The organism is Clostridium sp. OM05-6BH, from assembly GCF_003481635.1.
In the GTDB taxonomy this organism is placed as follows: domain Bacteria; phylum Bacillota; class Clostridia; order Lachnospirales; family Lachnospiraceae; genus Butyribacter.
In genome coordinates, this window is record NZ_QULH01000005.1 from 177,425 (window position 1) to 195,544 (window position 18,120).

12 protein-coding genes are annotated in these 18,120 nt (G+C 42.4%); all 12 read left to right on the forward strand.

The genetic code is table 11. The features are described 5' to 3' along the window. Window positions 1-59: 59 nt before the first annotated feature. Window positions 60-3,311, forward strand: a complete 3,252-nt coding sequence (locus DXB73_RS06970; protein ID WP_182448505.1) for a glycoside hydrolase family 3 C-terminal domain-containing protein — start codon at window positions 60-62, stop codon at window positions 3,309-3,311. 19 nt (window positions 3,312-3,330) lie between these two features. Then, window positions 3,331-3,717, forward strand: coding sequence for a PH domain-containing protein (locus DXB73_RS06975; RefSeq protein ID WP_022025309.1), 387 nt, complete (start codon window positions 3,331-3,333; stop codon window positions 3,715-3,717). A gap of 295 nt (window positions 3,718-4,012) precedes the next feature. Next, window positions 4,013-6,661 carry a pyruvate, phosphate dikinase gene (gene ppdK / locus DXB73_RS06980; RefSeq protein WP_118690587.1) on the forward strand — a complete coding sequence of 883 codons (2,649 nt, stop codon included), beginning with the start codon at window positions 4,013-4,015 and terminating at the stop codon, window positions 6,659-6,661. A gap of 279 nt (window positions 6,662-6,940) precedes the next feature. Beyond that, on the forward strand, window positions 6,941-7,120 hold the full coding sequence (locus tag DXB73_RS06990) for a hypothetical protein (protein WP_118443035.1): 180 nt from the start codon (window positions 6,941-6,943) through the stop codon (window positions 7,118-7,120). 33 nt (window positions 7,121-7,153) lie between these two features. Beyond that, window positions 7,154-7,936: an AAA family ATPase gene (locus DXB73_RS06995; protein WP_118690589.1), complete on the forward strand. Its 783-nt coding sequence runs from the start codon at window positions 7,154-7,156 to the stop codon at window positions 7,934-7,936. Next, the gene (locus tag DXB73_RS07000) at window positions 7,929-8,831 is read left to right on the forward strand and encodes a ParB/RepB/Spo0J family partition protein (protein ID WP_118443037.1); all 903 of its coding nucleotides are present in this window, start codon (window positions 7,929-7,931) and stop codon (window positions 8,829-8,831) included. The genes DXB73_RS06995 and DXB73_RS07000 overlap by 8 nt, the downstream gene beginning before the upstream one ends. Continuing rightward, entirely contained in the window at window positions 8,824-9,225 is a 402-nt protein-coding gene (locus tag DXB73_RS07005) for a single-stranded DNA-binding protein (protein ID WP_118443038.1), read from the forward strand. The genes DXB73_RS07000 and DXB73_RS07005 overlap by 8 nt, the downstream gene beginning before the upstream one ends. An 8-nt stretch (window positions 9,226-9,233) precedes the next feature. After that, on the forward strand, window positions 9,234-10,304 hold the full coding sequence (locus DXB73_RS07010) for a DUF6017 domain-containing protein (protein ID WP_118690590.1): 1,071 nt from the start codon (window positions 9,234-9,236) through the stop codon (window positions 10,302-10,304). Continuing rightward, complete coding sequence (locus DXB73_RS07015) at window positions 10,297-10,587, forward strand: hypothetical protein (protein WP_118690591.1); 291 nt, start codon at window positions 10,297-10,299, stop codon at window positions 10,585-10,587. Before DXB73_RS07010 ends, DXB73_RS07015 begins: the two co-directional genes overlap by 8 nt. A gap of 69 nt (window positions 10,588-10,656) precedes the next feature. Then, window positions 10,657-11,679 carry a CAP domain-containing protein gene (locus tag DXB73_RS07020; RefSeq protein ID WP_118690592.1) on the forward strand — a complete coding sequence of 341 codons (1,023 nt, stop codon included), beginning with the start codon at window positions 10,657-10,659 and terminating at the stop codon, window positions 11,677-11,679. 214 nt (window positions 11,680-11,893) lie between these two features. Beyond that, window positions 11,894-15,982, forward strand: coding sequence for a SpaA isopeptide-forming pilin-related protein (locus tag DXB73_RS07030; protein ID WP_182448197.1), 4,089 nt, complete (start codon window positions 11,894-11,896; stop codon window positions 15,980-15,982). Between the two features lie 161 nt (window positions 15,983-16,143). Then, window positions 16,144-18,084 carry a P-loop NTPase fold protein gene (locus DXB73_RS07035; protein ID WP_118690595.1) on the forward strand — a complete coding sequence of 647 codons (1,941 nt, stop codon included), beginning with the start codon at window positions 16,144-16,146 and terminating at the stop codon, window positions 18,082-18,084. The last annotated feature ends 36 nt before the right edge of the window (window positions 18,085-18,120 follow it).

Consider the following 18,120-nt stretch of genomic DNA (forward strand, 5'->3'; position numbering starts at 1 on the left):
GTATCGCTGCCCTTTTTTGAAAATATCGAAGTATGATACAGAAGAAACGGAGGTTTGCTATGAGTAAAACGTATTATGATACGCCGCTGTGGGACAGTTCACTGTCCATAGAGGAGCGCTTGGATTATTTGTTGTCAGAGATGACCTTGGAGGAAAAGATACAGAGTATGGGAACCGGCAATCCCGAGATCGAACGGCTGGGCATTCCGGCCTTTCAAGTAGGTGGAGAAGCTGCACATGGCGTGCAGGCGCGTCATGATCAAGAATTTGATGTTCATGAGCCGGATCTCACAACGATTTTTCAAAATCCTATTGGCATGAGTGCTTCGTTTGATGAAGAGTTGATCCGGAAAGCAGGAAAAGTTGTCGGAACAGAGGTGAGAGGACTGTATTCCAGAGAACACGAAGGCATTCTTAGTGTGTGGGCACCTACGATCGATATGGAGCGCGACCCACGTTGGGGTCGTACGGAAGAAGCATATGGAGAGGATCCGTTGCTGACCGGAAAAATGGCAGGAGCCTATGTCGAGGGGTTGCAGGGAGAGGATGATCAATATCTGCTTACGGCGGCAACCTTGAAACATTTTTATGCCAATAATGTGGAGGAAGGGCGTGTTTGGAAGTCTTCGACCGTTTCTCCAAGAAATAAATGGGAGTATTATTTGGAACCGTTTCGTCAGGTGATCAAAGAGCATGGGGCAGAGGCGTTGATGACTGCATATAATGAGATTAACGGCGTGCCGGGAATGCTCAATCCGGAAGTGCAAAGAATCCTAAAAGATCAGTGGGGACTGCATCATGTCGTATGTGATGGTGCAGATGTTTCACAGACGGTGGATTTCCATCACTACTATGCAACACATGCAGATACGATCGTAGGAGGCTTAGCTGCCGGTATTGATTGTTTCACAGACAGCGAAGAAATGGTTTGGAATGCAGTGCGTGAGGCATTGGAAGATGGCAAGATCACGCCAGATGATCTGACGCCGGCACTTCGCTGCCATTATGGAACGCTGATCCGCTTGGGATTTTTTGATGCCAAAGGGGAGAATCCTTATGCATCCGTAGGGATGAAAGATGTTGGCACCAAAGCAAATCAGGCAGTCAGCCGAAAGATGGCGACAGAGGGAATGGTGCTTCTTCAAAATAAACAAATGCTGCCACTCGACCCGGAAGAAGATATCGCAGTGATCGGACCATTGGCAGACGTATGGTACAAAGACTGGTATTCCGGAATACCGCCGTATTTCGTCACACCGCTAGATGGAATAAGAAGTCAGAGCAATGTGGCATTTGAACGTGCGGCATTACAGGCACATATTGGTATGGCAGATGGCAGCTATCTTGGCGTAGACAATGGCGGTGTAGTTTGTCGTGCAGATTTCGAGCATGCGGCACTCTTTGAATTGGAATGCTGGGACGATGAGCAGGTGACGATCCGTTTTGTGGAGAACGGTAAGTTGCTTACTGTGGAAGATGATTTTGCAAAAGGACAGGAAGGACTTGTCACAGCCAGCAAAGATGAGCCGTTTGGGTGGTTTGTTAAAGAAATTTTCCATCTTACGAATGTCCAGACGGCAGAAGCTGCTATTACAGAACAGCATGGTATTTGTGCGGATGTCAGCATTAGTGCATGGAATGGAGCGGCACTTTGCTTTGATGAACTTGGGCGTTTGAGCGTAGCAAAGAGAAAGGATCAAGTGCTAGATGACCGCATCGGCGTAGCCGGTACAACGGATCAGCATAGTGTGGAGCAGACCGCCGGACTGCCGATCGTGATCGAACGGGTACGCAGTGGGCTTCAGGAAGCCAAAAAGCTTGCGGCATGTTCCGGCAAGGTGGTATTGGTTCTGGGAGCAAATCCAATGATCAACGGGAAAGAGGAGATTGACCGTAAAGATCTTAATTTACCGCCATATCAGAGCCGCCTTCTCAAAGAGATCACGGATGTCAATCCAAATGTTGTGCTGGTGCTGATAAGCAGTGTGCCATTTGCCTTGGACTGGGCAGCAAAGAATGTTCCGGCTATTCTGATCAGTGCAACCGGAAGCATGGAGATTGGCAACGCACTTGCAGATATATTGTTTGGTCAAGAAAGCCCGGCAGGACGTCTGCCAATGACGTGGTATTCTGAAAAAGCAGAATTGCCGGATATTGATGATTATGACATTATACAAGGGGAACGTACCTATCAGTACTACAACGGCAAGCCGGTTTACGCATTTGGGCACGGTTTAACATACGGAGAGATCCGCTATGAAAAGATGACTGTCAGTCGTGACATGGCAGAATTGTTTGTCAATGTAACAATTAGTAATAATGGAAGACATACTACGGACGAAGTTGTACAGATTTACGGACACAAAGTGCAGTCGGCTGTCAAACGTCCGCACAGACAACTTATTGATTTTAGGCGCGTTAAGCAGATCAGACCGGGAGAAAAGCGTACAGTAACGTTCCATATCCCACAGGATCGCATGAAATATTTCGATGTCATCAGCCGTGAAATGGTATTGGAAGACGGAATGTACGAAATCTATGCCGGGGCATCCAGCGCAAATCTGCCGCTGCGGCAGGAGATTTCTTTGCGGGGAGTCACCCGTGGTGTTCGCCACGCTGGAGAACCGATTTATGCAGAGTATTTCGACACATCGTCAAATGTGGAACTGATTGAAGGAAATCCGATTGCGTCAAGGACAGATGTATGGATTCCGGCAGGAGATGTCAGCCTTGCCACACCGGATCGCCGAGATCGCGAAATGACATTGACGTTTGCTGACACAGAGCTGCCAACGGGAAAAAATAATGAAATTTGTGTGACGGTGCAGGAATGGCCGGAACGTAAAGCACCTTGGGTGGTTCGTGCATTAGTTGATGGACAGGAAATAGCAGTATTCCAAAGTGGAACGCACTTGACGCGGCGAAATACCGGGGAAGAACTCGGAACAGCGGAGCAGGCAGCAGGAAAGCTTGGCGAAGAGTGTGTTTCAGCGGAGCAGGCAGCAGGAAAGCTTGGCGAAGAGTGTGTTTCAGCGGAGCAGGCAGCAGGAAAGCTTGGCGAAGAGTGTGTTTCAGCGGAGCAGGCAGCAGGAAAGCTTGGCGAAGAGTGTGCTTCAGCGGAGCAGGCAGCAGAAATGGCAAGACACTTAAATGGAAAATGTGTTCCTTATACTGCGTATACCAAGGGAGTGAAGCTTCCTGTTGATCTGCATAAAACATGCGAATTAACGTTGCAGGTATCCGGTGACGTCGCAATTCGCAGCGTGGTTTTACAGCCGGAAACCATAAAAGGGAATGACTATTTTAAGTAGTAGGAGGAGTAAAAAAAATATGGAAGAAACAGGAATGAACTATTTATGGAGTGCGCGTAAGCGCAATGCATTAGGTCTGCCTTGGACATTCACAAAGTATGCATTTACAGAAGATCGTTTGTTTGTGACAACAGGATTATTGAAAACAGTGGAGGACGAGGTGCGTTTATATCGTATTTTGGATATATCGTTATCTCGCACGCTGCTGCAGAAAATTTTTGGGATGGGAACGATTGCAATATCATCAGCGGATAAGACTATGGGTAATTTTAATCTGGTCAACGTCAAAAATCCGGTACAGGTTAAGGAACAGCTTTCTAAATTGATCGAAGAAAACCGTGACAAAAAACGTGTTACGAACCGTGAATATATGCATGACGATCTCGAAGACGATGATGAGCAATAATCGGAAGCCAACGTGAATTAGACGGGAGCAAACATAAATTAGACGGAAGCCAACGTGAATTAGACGGGAGCAAACATAAATTAGACGGGAGCCAACGTAAATTAGACGGGAGCAAACGTGAAACAACAACAGATCATAAGAATTTTATGAAAAAAGACAAAAAAAGACGGATTTTATCAAAAAAGGTCTTTTCATAATGACAGCAAGTATGTTATACTAAGCAGTAGCGATAAAGTGAACTATGGGCAAATTCTGCCCATTCGCAACAAATATTATATTAGGAGGTAACTTGACAATGGCAAACAAATGGGTCTATATGTTTAGCGAAGGCGACATGACTATGCGTAACTTGCTTGGTGGTAAGGGTGCTAACCTTGCTGAGATGACAAGCATTCTTGGTGCAGACGTAATCCCTCAGGGATTCACTGTTACAACTGAGGCATGTACACAGTACTATGAGGATGGCCGTAAGATCAACGATGAGATCATGGCACAGATCATGGACGGTGTTAAGAAGATGGAAGAGATCAACGGAAAGAAATTCGGTGACGCTCAGAATCCGTTGTTAGTATCGGTTCGTTCCGGTGCTCGTGCTTCTATGCCTGGTATGATGGATACAATCCTTAACCTTGGTTTGAATGATGATGTAGTAGCATCCATGATCGCTGGTAACCCAGATCCAACATTCGAGCGTTTTGTATATGATTCATACAGACGTTTCATCCAGATGTTCTCTGATGTCGTAATGGAAGTTGGTAAGAAATATTTCGAGCAGCTCATTGACAAGATGAAAGAAGAGAAAGGTGTTCAGTACGACGTTGAGTTGACAGCAGCAGATCTTAAGACGCTGGCTGAGCAGTTCAAAGCTGAGTACAAGAACCAGTTAGGAACAGATTTCCCATCTGATCCGGTAGAGCAGATGAAATTAGCAGTAGAGGCAGTATTCCGTTCATGGGACAACCCTCGTGCAAATGTATATCGTCGTGATAACGATATCCCTTATTCTTGGGGTACAGCAGTTAACGTAATGCCTATGGTATTCGGTAACTTGAACGATGAGTCTGGTACAGGTGTTGCATTTACTCGTGACCCTGCAACAGGTGAGAACAAGTTGATGGGTGAGTTCTTGAAGAACGCACAGGGTGAAGATGTAGTAGCCGGTGTTCGTACTCCAATGCCAATCGCTCAGATGGAGCAGGAGTTCCCAGAGGCTTATAAGAAATTCTTAGAGGTATGTGAGACACTTGAGAATCACTACCATGATATGCAGGATATGGAGTTTACGATCGAGAACAAGAAGCTTTACATGCTTCAGTGCCGTAATGGTAAGAGAACAGCTCCAGCTGCTTTGAAGATCGCTTGCGATTTAGTAGATGAAGGACATAAGACAGAGGAAGAGGCAGTAGCAATGATCGATCCTCGTAACTTGGATACACTGCTTCATCCACAGTTCGATGCTGCAGCACTTAAGTCTGCTACACCAATCGGAAAAGGTTTAGGAGCTTCTCCTGGAGCTGCTTGCGGTAAGGTTGTATTTACAGCAGAAGATGCTGAAGAGTGGAACGCTCGTGGAGAGAAAGTCGTATTAGTTCGTCTTGAGACTTCTCCAGAAGATATTACAGGTATGAAGGCATCCCAGGGTATCCTGACAGTTCGTGGTGGTATGACATCTCATGCAGCTGTAGTTGCTCGTGGTATGGGTACATGCTGTGTATCCGGTTGTGGCGATATCAACATGGATGAGGAGAACAAGAAGTTCACATTGGCTGGACAGACATTCACAGAGGGATCTGAAATCTCTATCGATGGTACAACAGGTAACATCTATGCAGGCTTGATTCCTACTGTAGATGCTCAGATCGCTGGTGAGTTTGGCCGCGTTATGGAGTGGGCTGACAAGTTCAGAACATTGAAGGTTCGTACAAACGCTGATACACCTGCAGATGCTAAGAAAGCTCGTGAGCTTGGTGCTGAGGGTATTGGTCTTTGCCGTACAGAGCATATGTTCTTCGAGGAAGACAGAATTGCTGCATTCCGTGAGATGATCTGCTCTGATACTGTAGAAGAGAGAGAAGCTGCATTGGAGAAGATTCTTCCATATCAGCAGTCTGACTTCAAGGCTCTTTATGAGGCACTTGAGGGTAACCCTGTAACAATCCGTTTCTTGGATCCACCTTTGCATGAGTTCGTTCCTACAGAGGAAGCTGACATCAAGAAACTTGCTGATGCACAGGGCAAGAGCGTAGAAGAGATCAAGGCTATCATCGACAGCCTGCATGAGTTCAACCCAATGATGGGTCATCGTGGATGCCGTCTTGCAGTCACATATCCTGAGATTGCTAAGATGCAGACAAAGGCTGTTATCCGTGCAGCAATCGAAGTTCAGAAAGCACATGCTGACTGGGCAGTTAAGCCGGAGATCATGATTCCTCTTGTATGTGAAGTAAAAGAGTTGAAATATGTTAAGAAGGTAGTAGTAGAGACAGCTGATGCTGAGATCGCTGCTGCAGGCGTTAAGCTTGACTATGAAGTTGGTACAATGATCGAGATCCCTCGTGCAGCACTTACTGCAGATGAGATCGCTGCAGAGGCAGACTTCTTCTGCTTCGGTACTAACGATTTGACACAGATGACATACGGATTCTCTCGTGATGATGCTGGTAAGTTCTTAGATGCTTACTATGATGCTAAGATCTTCGAGAACGATCCATTTGCTAAGCTTGACCAGACTGGTGTTGGTAAGTTGATGGAGACAGCTATCAAGTTAGGTAAGCCGGTAAACAACAAGCTTCATGTTGGTATCTGTGGAGAGCACGGTGGAGATCCTTCATCCGTAGAGTTCTGCCATAAGATTGGTTTGGACTATGTATCTTGCTCACCATTCCGTGTACCGATCGCTCGTTTGGCAGCAGCTCAGGCAGCAATCGCCGAAAAGAGTAAATAATAAGCAGTATGTTCACTGTTGTGATATAACGGTTACTCGTGACGATGTGAAAGCCTTTATGGCACAGCGTGATGAGTACACGAAAGCCAACAGATTTAAAGATATTACCATTAAAGTATATATCTAATATGCATACTATCAGCAAGGGAAAGTATTATGAAATGCTTTCCCTTGTTTTGCAATAAGAGAAAGCAAAATTTGGGAATAAGTCTTAATTGTTAAAAACGGTTAGGATTTGTTCCCATTTTTTATTTTATACAATATGCAAATCTGGAGGTGATGAAGATAGGATTTTTGAATATCTCAGATACGAGAAAAGAAGTTCGACACATGATCAAGAGATTAGAAAAGGACAAGCAATATGAGATTATTGAGGTGTCTGATATTAAGTCGAATCAAAAAAATCCAAAGTACTGTCATGCGTGTGTTCAGTATCGGCGGATCGTTAAAAAACAGTAGTAACAAATTAAAAAAATACGGAGGGTCAGAATTATGTGTAAAGTAATCGCTATATGCAATCAAAAAGGTGGCGTGTCCAAAACCACCACAACAGTGAATCTTGGAGCAGGTTTAGTCAGAGAAGGAAAGAAGGTGCTTGTGATCGATGCAGATCCACAGGGAAATCTGTCACAGAGTCTTGGCATTATGAATCCGGATGAGCTGGACGTGGCACTGCCTGACATTATGGAGCAGATCATTATGGATAAGGATGTGGATGTGATAGAGGGGATTGTTCAACACGAAGAGGGACTTGACCTTATGCCATGCAACATCAATCTGTCCGGTGTGGATGTATCGCTTGTGAATGCCATGAGTAGGGAGTTTGTTTTGAAAACTTATGTGGAAAGTATGAGGGAGTTCTATGACTACATTCTTATCGACTGTATGCCGAGTCTTGGAATGATAACTGTAAATTCCCTTACTGCAGCGGACAGTGTGTTGATCCCGGTACAGGCAGCCTATCTGCCGGTAAAAGGATTGGAGCAGTTGATCACAACGATCTGCAGGGTGAAGAAACATCTGAATCCGTCGATTCGGTTTGAGGGGATATTGATCTCCATGCTGAATGCAAGGACCAATTATGCGAAGGACATTATGGAACTGATAAACGAGTATTACGGAGATTCCATTCCTATCTTCGAGAGCAAAATCCCGTTTTCCGTAAAAGCCTCTGAAACATCAGCGGCTGGAGTAAGTATTTTTTCGCTGGATAAAAAGCATCCGGTAGCAAAAGCTTATGAAGAACTGACGAAGGAGGTAATCGCTCATGAGTAGAACAAAGGCTTTAAAAAATGTGAAATTGACGAGTTTTGATGACCTCTTTGGAGGCAAGGTTGTGGAGGAAACTGCAGAAACGGGCGATGTGAAAGAGATACCGCTTTCTGAGCTGCATGAGTTTCATAACCACCCGTTTCAGATCCGTTCAGATGAAGAATTGGAAGAGATGATTGAGAGTGTCAGAGAGCATGGAGTGCTGGTGCCGGGAATTGTACGGAAACGGGAACAGGGCGGTTACGAGATCATTGCAGGACATACAAGGAAGCATGTGTGTGAAGTGCTTGGCTTGGAAACCATGCCGGTCTTTGTAAAGGAGCTGAACGACGATGAAGCCAGTATGGTGATGGTGGATTCTAACATTCAGCGGGAAAATATCCGACCAAGTGAAAAAGCAAAGGCGTATAAGATCAAGTATGATGCCATGAAGAATCAGGGGAAAGCAGGAAACAGCCTGAAGATGATGTCGGAGGAAAGCGGTGAGAATTACAAGTCGATTCAAAGATACATCTGGCTTGCCAGGCTGAATGATGATCTTTTGGCATTAGTCGATCATAAGCGGCTTGGACTTGGTCAGGGCGTCAGTTTATCAGTTTTGACGGCTGAAGAGCAGCGAATGGTTTATGAAGCACTCTGCCGGTATCCAAAGAAACTGTCGGCGGTACAGGCAAATACGATCAAGCAGCTCAGTGTGGATGGAAAATTGGATGCAGAGATGCTGGAACGCTATCTTATTTCTGCACAGAAGCAGAAGAGAAAAAAGGAAATTACTCTGAAAAATGAACGGCTGTCAGAGTATTTTGAGGAAGAAACCACAGAAGAGGAAATGATGAATATCATTTTTGAACTGTTAGAAACATGGAAACGAAAGAAAGGAAGTGCACAGAATGAATAAGATTATTTTACTTGGAAATATGACAAGAAATCCCAAAACAACGAGAAAGACAGCAGAGGATGGAAGTGAAGTTGTCATTACCAAATTTGACCTTGCGGTAAATCGGCGGGCAAAGCGTGACGGAGAAGCCGATGCCGATTTCTTTCACTGCACTTCCTTTGGAAGGCAGGCGGAATTTGTCGAGCGATATTTTCACAGCGGCTCCCGTGTATTAGTCATTGGACGGGTGCAGAATAACAACTATACGACCAAAGAGGGAAGCAAGGTCTATGGTTTCAGCATCATTACAGAAGAGGTTGAATTTGCACAGAAGAAAAGTGCGGAGAAACCGGCAAATAAAGACAGTGATTTTTCATCCGTTTCGGATGAGGAGCAACCGGTCGATGGCAGGTAGGTGATAACATGGCAGAAGGTTTCTTCCGAAGCAAAAAAGGATTTACAGTCGTTCAAAATGAGATAACCAGAGATGTGAATATTTCTTTGAAAGCAAAAGGATTGTATCTTGTCATACAGGCATATATCTCCATGCCGGATAAGAAATGGACAAAAGAAGATTTCCGGAATCTGACCAAAGAAGGAAAAAAAGCATTTGACAGTGCATGGAAGGAGTTAAAAGATTTTGGATATTTAAAGGTACACTTTATGCCGGATAACGGTAAGTGGCAGGCGGAGTATGAGCTGCTCGATGAGCCGGATCTGGGACCGCATACACTATATCATAACAGCAATGGAGAAATTTCCAGTAACAATCTGACACGGGCAGAAAGGAAACAGCAGGCAGATTTATGTGCAGAAGAGAATGAACAGGCTTCTTCTGAAAATAACAGTGATCCGGCTGCAGAAAAAGAGACAAATGACCGTTACCCCCCTTTTGGTACTAACGGTAAAGATGACCGTTACCCCCTTTTCGGTAGCAACGGTAACGGTAACAACGCAAACGGTAACAACGCAAACGGTAATAACGCTTACGGTAGCAACGCAAATGGGGGTAACAATAATAAAGACTATAATATAAATCCTGATATAAAGACTGGTATATTAAATCCTAATCTTAATCCATATCAGGATCAGGAGGTGATCCGAGAAGATTATTCGATGCAGTTCATTGTGCAGCACTATGAGCTGGAAGCAAGGTATATTCCTCACGGAAAGGAGAAGCAGTTCAATACGGTAAAGGATGTACTTTATGATGTTTTAAACACCAGGAAGCCGATTATCCGGGTTATGGGAGAGGACAAACCGGCGGCTGTTGTAAAATCAAGGCTTTTGAAACTGGACCGATTGGATATTGATTATGCGATCGAGCAGTATCAAAAGCAGGTGACAAAGGTACATAATCACAAAGCCTATATGCTCACGGTACTTTACCAAGCGAAGTCGCAGGGAGAACTGGATATCAGCAATCAGGTCATGTATGATTTTTATGGAGCAGGCAGTAAAGCCGGTGATACAGGAGGTGGTGGCAGTGGATAATAAGGACAAGTCTGCCAGAATTCCGGTGCTACTCCGGCTGGATAATCCAAAGCACAGACTGGTCTATAACATTCTGGAAAGCGCAGACAATAAAAGTGCTTACATCCGGGAAGCGGTGATCTATTATCACAGGAATAAAGGCATATCCCCGGAGGAAGATGATGTTATGGATCACATCCGGTTGGTGGTACAGGAATGCAATCAACAGCTTTTAGCCGAGCTCGACAAGAGGATCGGAAGTAAAGATTTGATTGACTATGACAAACTGAAAAATATATTTTAATCGACAGAAAAATACAGTATAATTTACATTGCTGGGAATGACCAGCGTACAGCAAGGAGCGTGAACGATATGAGAAAGATGATGAAAACAGGCATGGTATTTTTTATGGCGATGATGGTGCTTTTGACGCAGCATGTTACGGCAGATGCAAAAGAAAAAGTGTTGAACAAGACGATGACCATCGACTTAAACAAGGATTCGGCAGGAATCCGTTTTGCACCGACAAAGCTGAAGAAGTATTCCAAAGTGAAAGTCCGTGTGAAAAACAAAAAGGTGTTGAAGGCGAAGGCAAACGGAAGAAAGTATATTTACCTGAAAGGCAAAGCCGGCGGAAGAACCACTATGATGATCCGATTATATAAAGGTCATAAAAAGGTGCAAGTGTACCATTACAGCATCAAGGTGATCGGAAAAGGACAGGATGGTTATAAGGCACAGGCAAAGAAAGCATTTACCATCCAGAACAGGTACCGGGCAGAGAAAGGTGCAAAGGCATTGACATGGTCGGATAAGTTATATCGGTTTGCTCTGTACCGCTTAAAACACAGTGGTTATGATGGGCATAAAAATCTTCCGACTGACATGGAGAACTTTTTTGGTGATATACTGGTGATCAATAACATATCTTTTGGAGAAAATATGGCAAGCGGACAGACAAGTGCTAAAGAAGTAATGCTTTCGTGGAAGCATAGTCCTGGGCATTACCGGAATCTGTTGAATAAAGACTATCAATGTGGTGCGATTGCCCGCTACAAGGATACCTGGTGTGCGGTCTTTTATGATGGTTCTCCGGAGAATCTTTCCAAAAAGAAGCAGGATGTCGCAGACATAGTTGTTACTATTAAGCGTCGGGACAAGGCAAGTGGAAAGTATATTGGTGGTGCCACCATCGGTTATTATGAGGAAAATGACCGATGGAACACAAGCAAACGGATCACGGTAGGAGAGTCTGGAAGACGGATTGTCCTAGAAATTGGTAAAACCTATGTGTTTTATGAAAAGACAACACCGGATGGATATGATAAAGCGAAAAAAGTAACTATAACAGTAACAAAAGATATGCCAAGGGAAATCATTCTCTCAGATAATTAAAATTTCATAGAGTAACTGATAACGAAGCAGGAAATGTATGTAAGAAAGACAATACATTTCCTGCTTTTTTTGATTGGAGGAAAAAAGATGCCATTTCTCATCCGCCCACCACCGGACAGTGCAGAAAGAAAGTCCGGACAAATAAGCGAATCAGTCTGCATTCTGACGCAGTGGATGCGGAAAAAAAGAAATATGCGTAGAAATGAGGTTTATCATGAAATCAAAAGTGAAGAAAAGATGTAAGCAGATGCTTACGGGATTGCTGGCATTATCTATGCTGTGTGGCTTGTTGCCGCAGAATACAGTGAATGTCAGTGCTGCAACAACAGCAAAAACAACGGTATCTTCTTATGGAAGATTAGGAACGGTGGATGTCGGTTCCAAAACGAAATCCGGGACATGGTGGAAGATCAATGTCGGCAGCAAGACGGCATTCTGCCTCAGTCTGGGTAAGACCTGTCATACCGGAAATACCTATCAGGTGACGGATACCCATACATGGAATCAGAATACCGGTGGAGAAAAACACGGTTATTATGCAAAGATCATCCGTTTTTATGTGAATGACTGCAACCGTGCAAAGAAAGCCTTTGTACTAGGACAGGCACTCATATGGGCGGTTTCGGAGGGGAATACTTCAGAAGCCAATCTTAAAAATGTGATCAAGCAGGTAAAAGCAAATACCGGCTATTTTCCGAATAAAACCGTGGCAGATCTGTATAAGCAGATCTTTCAGCCGAGTGGTACATGGGAGGCGAAAGCAACCATGTGGGAAAAGACCGGAGCAACCAAAGGCTATCAGAAATTGATCACGGTTGATGCAGATATTTTACAGAATCCAAATTATAAAACGATAACAGATCATACCTATTACCGTCAGAGAATCACGTTGCATAAGCAGGACGAAGATGGGAAAGGATTAGGCGGTATTAAGTTTACCTTATCTGCAGATAACCTGGATGACCTGTATTCGTTTAATGTGTTTGACCGCAATGGAGATACAACAAGCAATGCAGATGAAGATGATAATACGGAGTTTGAGGTAAGCGGACTTACGACAGACGGTGGGACCGTTGCCTGGAGAATGACTTATCGTCTGGAAGCAGACGAAATGGCGTATTATACGGATGCTGCATTGGCTAATATGAATGCTGACCAGAAGAAAGCTGCCAAAGAAGTTCTGGAAGATGATGGATACAAGCAGGGGATTCACTTCGGAAAGAACATGACCAAAGCAGAAGCAGAGGATCTGATCAAAAAAGACCTGAATTCGCAGATAAAAGATATTTCCAATACTTATACTTTGACAGAGGACAGTATTGGAAACAATAAGAACATTTTCTTAGATCCGGCAATGGTCAAAGGGGTAAAGATTACCCTGAAAGAAGCAAATAGCTGGCAGAAAAACAGTAATGGAGACTGGCCGGACAAGTTGGTGGAACATCCAACGCAGTACAGCAAGGCATATATGACAACGATCACCAATAAGTATAAAAAGGCAACAATCGAGGTGACGAAGAAGTCTGGCGGCTCTGCTGACGGTTCGGCTCATGGAGATGCAACACTGGATGGTGCGGTATTTCAGTTGTATTCCGATAAGGCATGCACACAGAAAGCAAAGGTATTTGATGCTGCAGGCAATGCCAAAACCGCAGGTGTCTATCGAATTAGTGGAGGAAAATTAACAACCGATTATCTCAGAAGTGGTAATACGTATTACCTGAAAGAGATACAAGCCCCGACAGGTTTTTTACTTAGTGATGAAGTCAAAGAGTTAAAGATTGATGCTTCCGCTAAAACAGATGAATTTACACCGATTCTGTTTCAGACTAATTTCGCAGATACACCGATCAAAGGAAAGATTGCTGTGAAAAAGAAGTCTTATGATCCGACGAAGAAAGAGTATTACCCGGAGAATAACACAACTTTTCAGGTGTATTTGAAGTCGAAGGGCAGTTATGATAATTGTGCCGATGACGAGAGAGCAACGATCAAAACAGATGCAGACGGTTATGCTGTAACCGGCGATCTGGTCTATGGAACTTATGTAGTGCATCAGGTGGATTCCGGTGATGTGGATGCCTATTATGTCGATGACTTTGAAGCAAACGTGACAGAAAATGGTAAGGTGTATGAGTTTGAAAAGGTCAATGAGTTATTTAAGGCGTATTTCAAGATAATCAAGAAAGACAAGAACACGGAGAAAACGGTACTGAAGCCGGGAACCAGTTATCAGATCTATCAGGTAGTAGATGGAAAAGAAGAACTGGTAACACAGGAATACATGGAGGATGGCGAGAAAAAGACGGTAGACACCTTTATCTGTGATGAATCCGGTGAAGTAGTAACTGTGGATTCTCTTCGTTCCGGAACCTATCATATTTATGAAGTGGCTGCTGCAGATGGCATGCACATTAACCATCAGTATGTGGAGGTTGTGGTAAACAGCAAGGCAGATAATTATGAAAGTTACATTGACGAGGATGGATATCATCATGTAACGATCACGCTGGAGTATCTGAATGAGGAAACCAAAGGACGCCTGAATCTCTTAAAAACAGGTGAGGTATTAAAAGGCTGGGATAAAGAGAAACAGGAGTTTATTTTTGAGGATGTGAAACTGGATGGTGTAGAATTTACCCTTTATGCGGATGGAGACATTGTGACACAGGACGGACAGAGTACCGACGATGCCCGTGACACATGGTTCAAAGATGGCGATAAGGTGGCTGTTCTTACAACCGGAAAAGGTGTGGAATTTACATCGGAATGCGGTGGCATTACCGGTTATACAATGGATGAAGACGGAACCATTCATGTGTTGCTGCCATTAGGAAAATATAAGATGAAAGAGACAAATACACCATACGGATATGTGTATCCGGAGGCCAAAGAGTGGTCTTTGGAATTTAAGTGGCAGGATGGGGAGGACGAATATGTCCTTAACAGTACCGATGCAACCGATGACAAGGGTCTGCTCCATATCAAAAACGACTTCGCCGGCACGAAGCTGGAATTGATTAAGCAGGACGCAAAGACGAAGGAATCCATTGAAGGAGCACAGTTTGGCTTGTATTCCAAGCATGATATTTACAACTATGCCGGAGAAAAGATCGTAGATGCAGGAACGCAGCTTGCAACATTAACTACAGGTGCGGATGGAAGTGTTGTATCAGATAAGAAACTGCCGCTTATGAGTGAGCTTTATACAAAGACTGCTTCTGCAGAAACAGCTTCTCCGATGCCAACAAACGATGTTGCTGGTCTGAAGTTAAATTCCGGAGATTATTATCTGCAGGAACTGTCCGTGTCTGATAGTTACTATATGGATACAACGCCGATCAACATTCATTTGGAGTATCAGGATGCAGAGACAAGGATGATCACAGCAAAAGCAGTAAAAGAAAACACACAGACAACCAATGTGGTCAGCAAGGTTGATGTAACAGGCTCGAAAGAGGTTGATGGCTGTAAACTGGAGATCACAGATGCATCCGGCAAAAAGGTTATCAGTTGGACATCCGGGGATAAGGATTCAGTCAAAGTATATGTAACAGAGAAGGATGGCTACCAGAATTTTAAGTATTCTTTTGATAATAAGGGAAATCTTCTTGTAGGAGGACTGTTCCACGATAAAGAGTATACATTGACAGAAACAAGACCTGCAGACGGATATGTTACTGCAGATGCGATCACCTATCAGATAAAGTCTGTGATGGCATCTTCTGTGGCAGAAAATCCAACAGATACAGTGGCAAGTGGAAGTGCAGTTACGGTAAAACCAGTCAGTGGAAGTGCAGTATCCGGCGAAACTGGAATTTCTTATACATCTGTAGTTGCCATGAAACAGAAAGACGGAACTTTTGCTGATCATACCGATGATAAGATCATTATGGTGGATGAGCAGACGCATATCCAGCTTTTGAAACTGGACAAGGAGACAGGACAGGCTCTTGGCGGTGCAAAGTTTGTTGTAACAGATTCCAAAGGAAACAAAGTAATGAAATTCGTTACAAAAGATGATGCTTACGACATCACCGGCAAACTGGTTGTTGGAGAGACTTACACTTTTACAGAGGTTTCCGCTCCATCTGGTTATCAGTTGGCAAAGCCGGTGCAGTTGACGATCAAAGACACTGGGAAAGTGCAGACAGTGACGGTTAAGGATGCACCGATTCCGGAAGTGCCGGATACCCCACAGACGGGTGGAAACATGCCGGTTATTCCGATTGCTGCAGGATTGCTTACGGTAGTTGGTGCAGTGGTGATAATCTGGAAGAAAAGAGCAGTGGTAAAGAAATAAGATTTTTGTAGAAGTGTGGCAGTTGATTTGGTATAATTTTAATGTAGGGAACGAGAATTTGTTCCCTGCATTATACAATCAGTTGTTTACAGAAATAAAAATAGATACAAAAATAGAAATAGATGTTTTTGTTGATATGGCAAGAGAGGAGTGTAGATAAAATGTATGGAGAGGAATTAAAAGGTGTAATTGAAGAGTATTTGAGGGATTCTAGGGCAGAATATGCGGTGATGATAGATGGAGACTGGGGTTCAGGAAAAACATACTTTTTGACACATTCTTTGATGGATATAATTCAAAATATTGATAATGGAAAAAGTAAACCAAGAAAGTATGCATATGTTTCTTTATATGGGGTGAAATCTATTAGCGAGGTATCTAAGGAAATAATGTTTCAATGTCTAGGAAATAAGCATTCCGGTAAACTTAAAGCTGCTAACGCTGTAATTGGAACGGCAAGTAATATTCTTACTGCATCATTAGGGGCAGTTAATATTGATTTATCTAAGATGAAGAAAATTTTACCACAAATAAATATAAGTAATTGGATAATTTGCTTTGATGATTTAGAAAGGTGTTGTTTTTCGATAAATGAAATGCTTGGATACATGAATCGATTGGTCGAACATAACAAGTGCAAAGTTATTGTGTTAGCTAATGAAAATGAGATTGGAAAAATAACATTAAGCAGTAATTTAGAAAATAAATATCAGGTTATATTGTCTGGTAGAAAATACAATTTTGGAAAAAAAGATTGTAAAAAAACAGATGATCAAAATGAAGGAATTGATATAAAAAAATTAAAAAAGGAAACGGAAAATCTTTTTAATGAAGATATATTGTATGGCTCAATAAAAGAAAAGGTGATTGGAATAAAGATTAATTATGAGCCACAGATGGGAGAAGTTTATGATTCTATCATTTTAGATTTTAAGAATCCCCATAATTTTAACGAATATTTAAAGAAAAATAAATCGAAAATCTTGGATTATTTTAAGGATGAAAATTGCAATAATTTGCGAACTCTTATTAGTGTATTAAGGAGTATAAGAAAAGTTTATGAAGAAATGATTAAAAATAGTTATAATACAGATTCGTACTTTGAGCGGATAATGAACGAGTTTGTTAAATATATTGCATTATTTACTATATATTATAAAAGGGGTGGAAATATAAAAGATCTGTGTCTGACTACAGAAATTGGTTATGTACCATTAGGACAAAGTATTTATAGTCAGACAAGAGCGTTTAAATTTTTAGAGAAGTATTGCGTTTCATTAAATTTTTCAAAGGATGAATTCACTCGAACTGTTGTGTCGTTGCGTAAAGAATACGATGAGGAAGAGAAAAGAAGGAAAAAAGCTAGATTAGGTATGGCGGAGGCATATGAAAAGTTAAGTGCCTGGTGGGAAAAGGAGGATGAAGAAGTTAAAGAGTTAATACATCTTCTTAGAAGAGAAATTGGCGAAGATAAATATTCGTATGAAAGTTATCAGGGAATTATTGGTCGATTGATCCAATTGAAAAACTACGGGTATAATGTGGGAGATATGGATAAGTTAGTTGAAACGATGAATCAGAATATAAGCAAATCTGATGAGCCAGTGGATATTGATCGCCAGAGTTTTTCGTTTGAGCGAGGAACGGAATCGCAACAAGAATATGATAAGTATGTCAATAAACTAAAATTGAAAGTTGATAATAAAAATAATAGTATTCAATTAGGTGAATTGACACAGTGTTTAGAGGGGAATGATTGGAGTGATAAGTTATTAAAATATTGTGATAAACATTACAATGAATTTTTCCTTAGATACAGTTTTATTGATTTGCTGGATTTGGATAAGTTATATAAAAAAATGGAAGACGCTACGGTCAAGGAATTATGGTCGATTAGAGATATGTTTGATGGTGTATATCATATATCTAATATAAATGAGTTTTTTGCGAACGATTTAGAAAAAATAGAAGATTTTAAGGACCGAGTAAGTAAAGCGTCTTATGATGGAATAAATAAAGAACTGGCAAGAAAGGCACTGGTAGAGTACCTTGATGATGTAATTGGTCGCTTACAAAAAGATATTATTGTCCATAGAGGTTAATAAATTATTAAATCCTATTTTAATTAAAAAAATAAG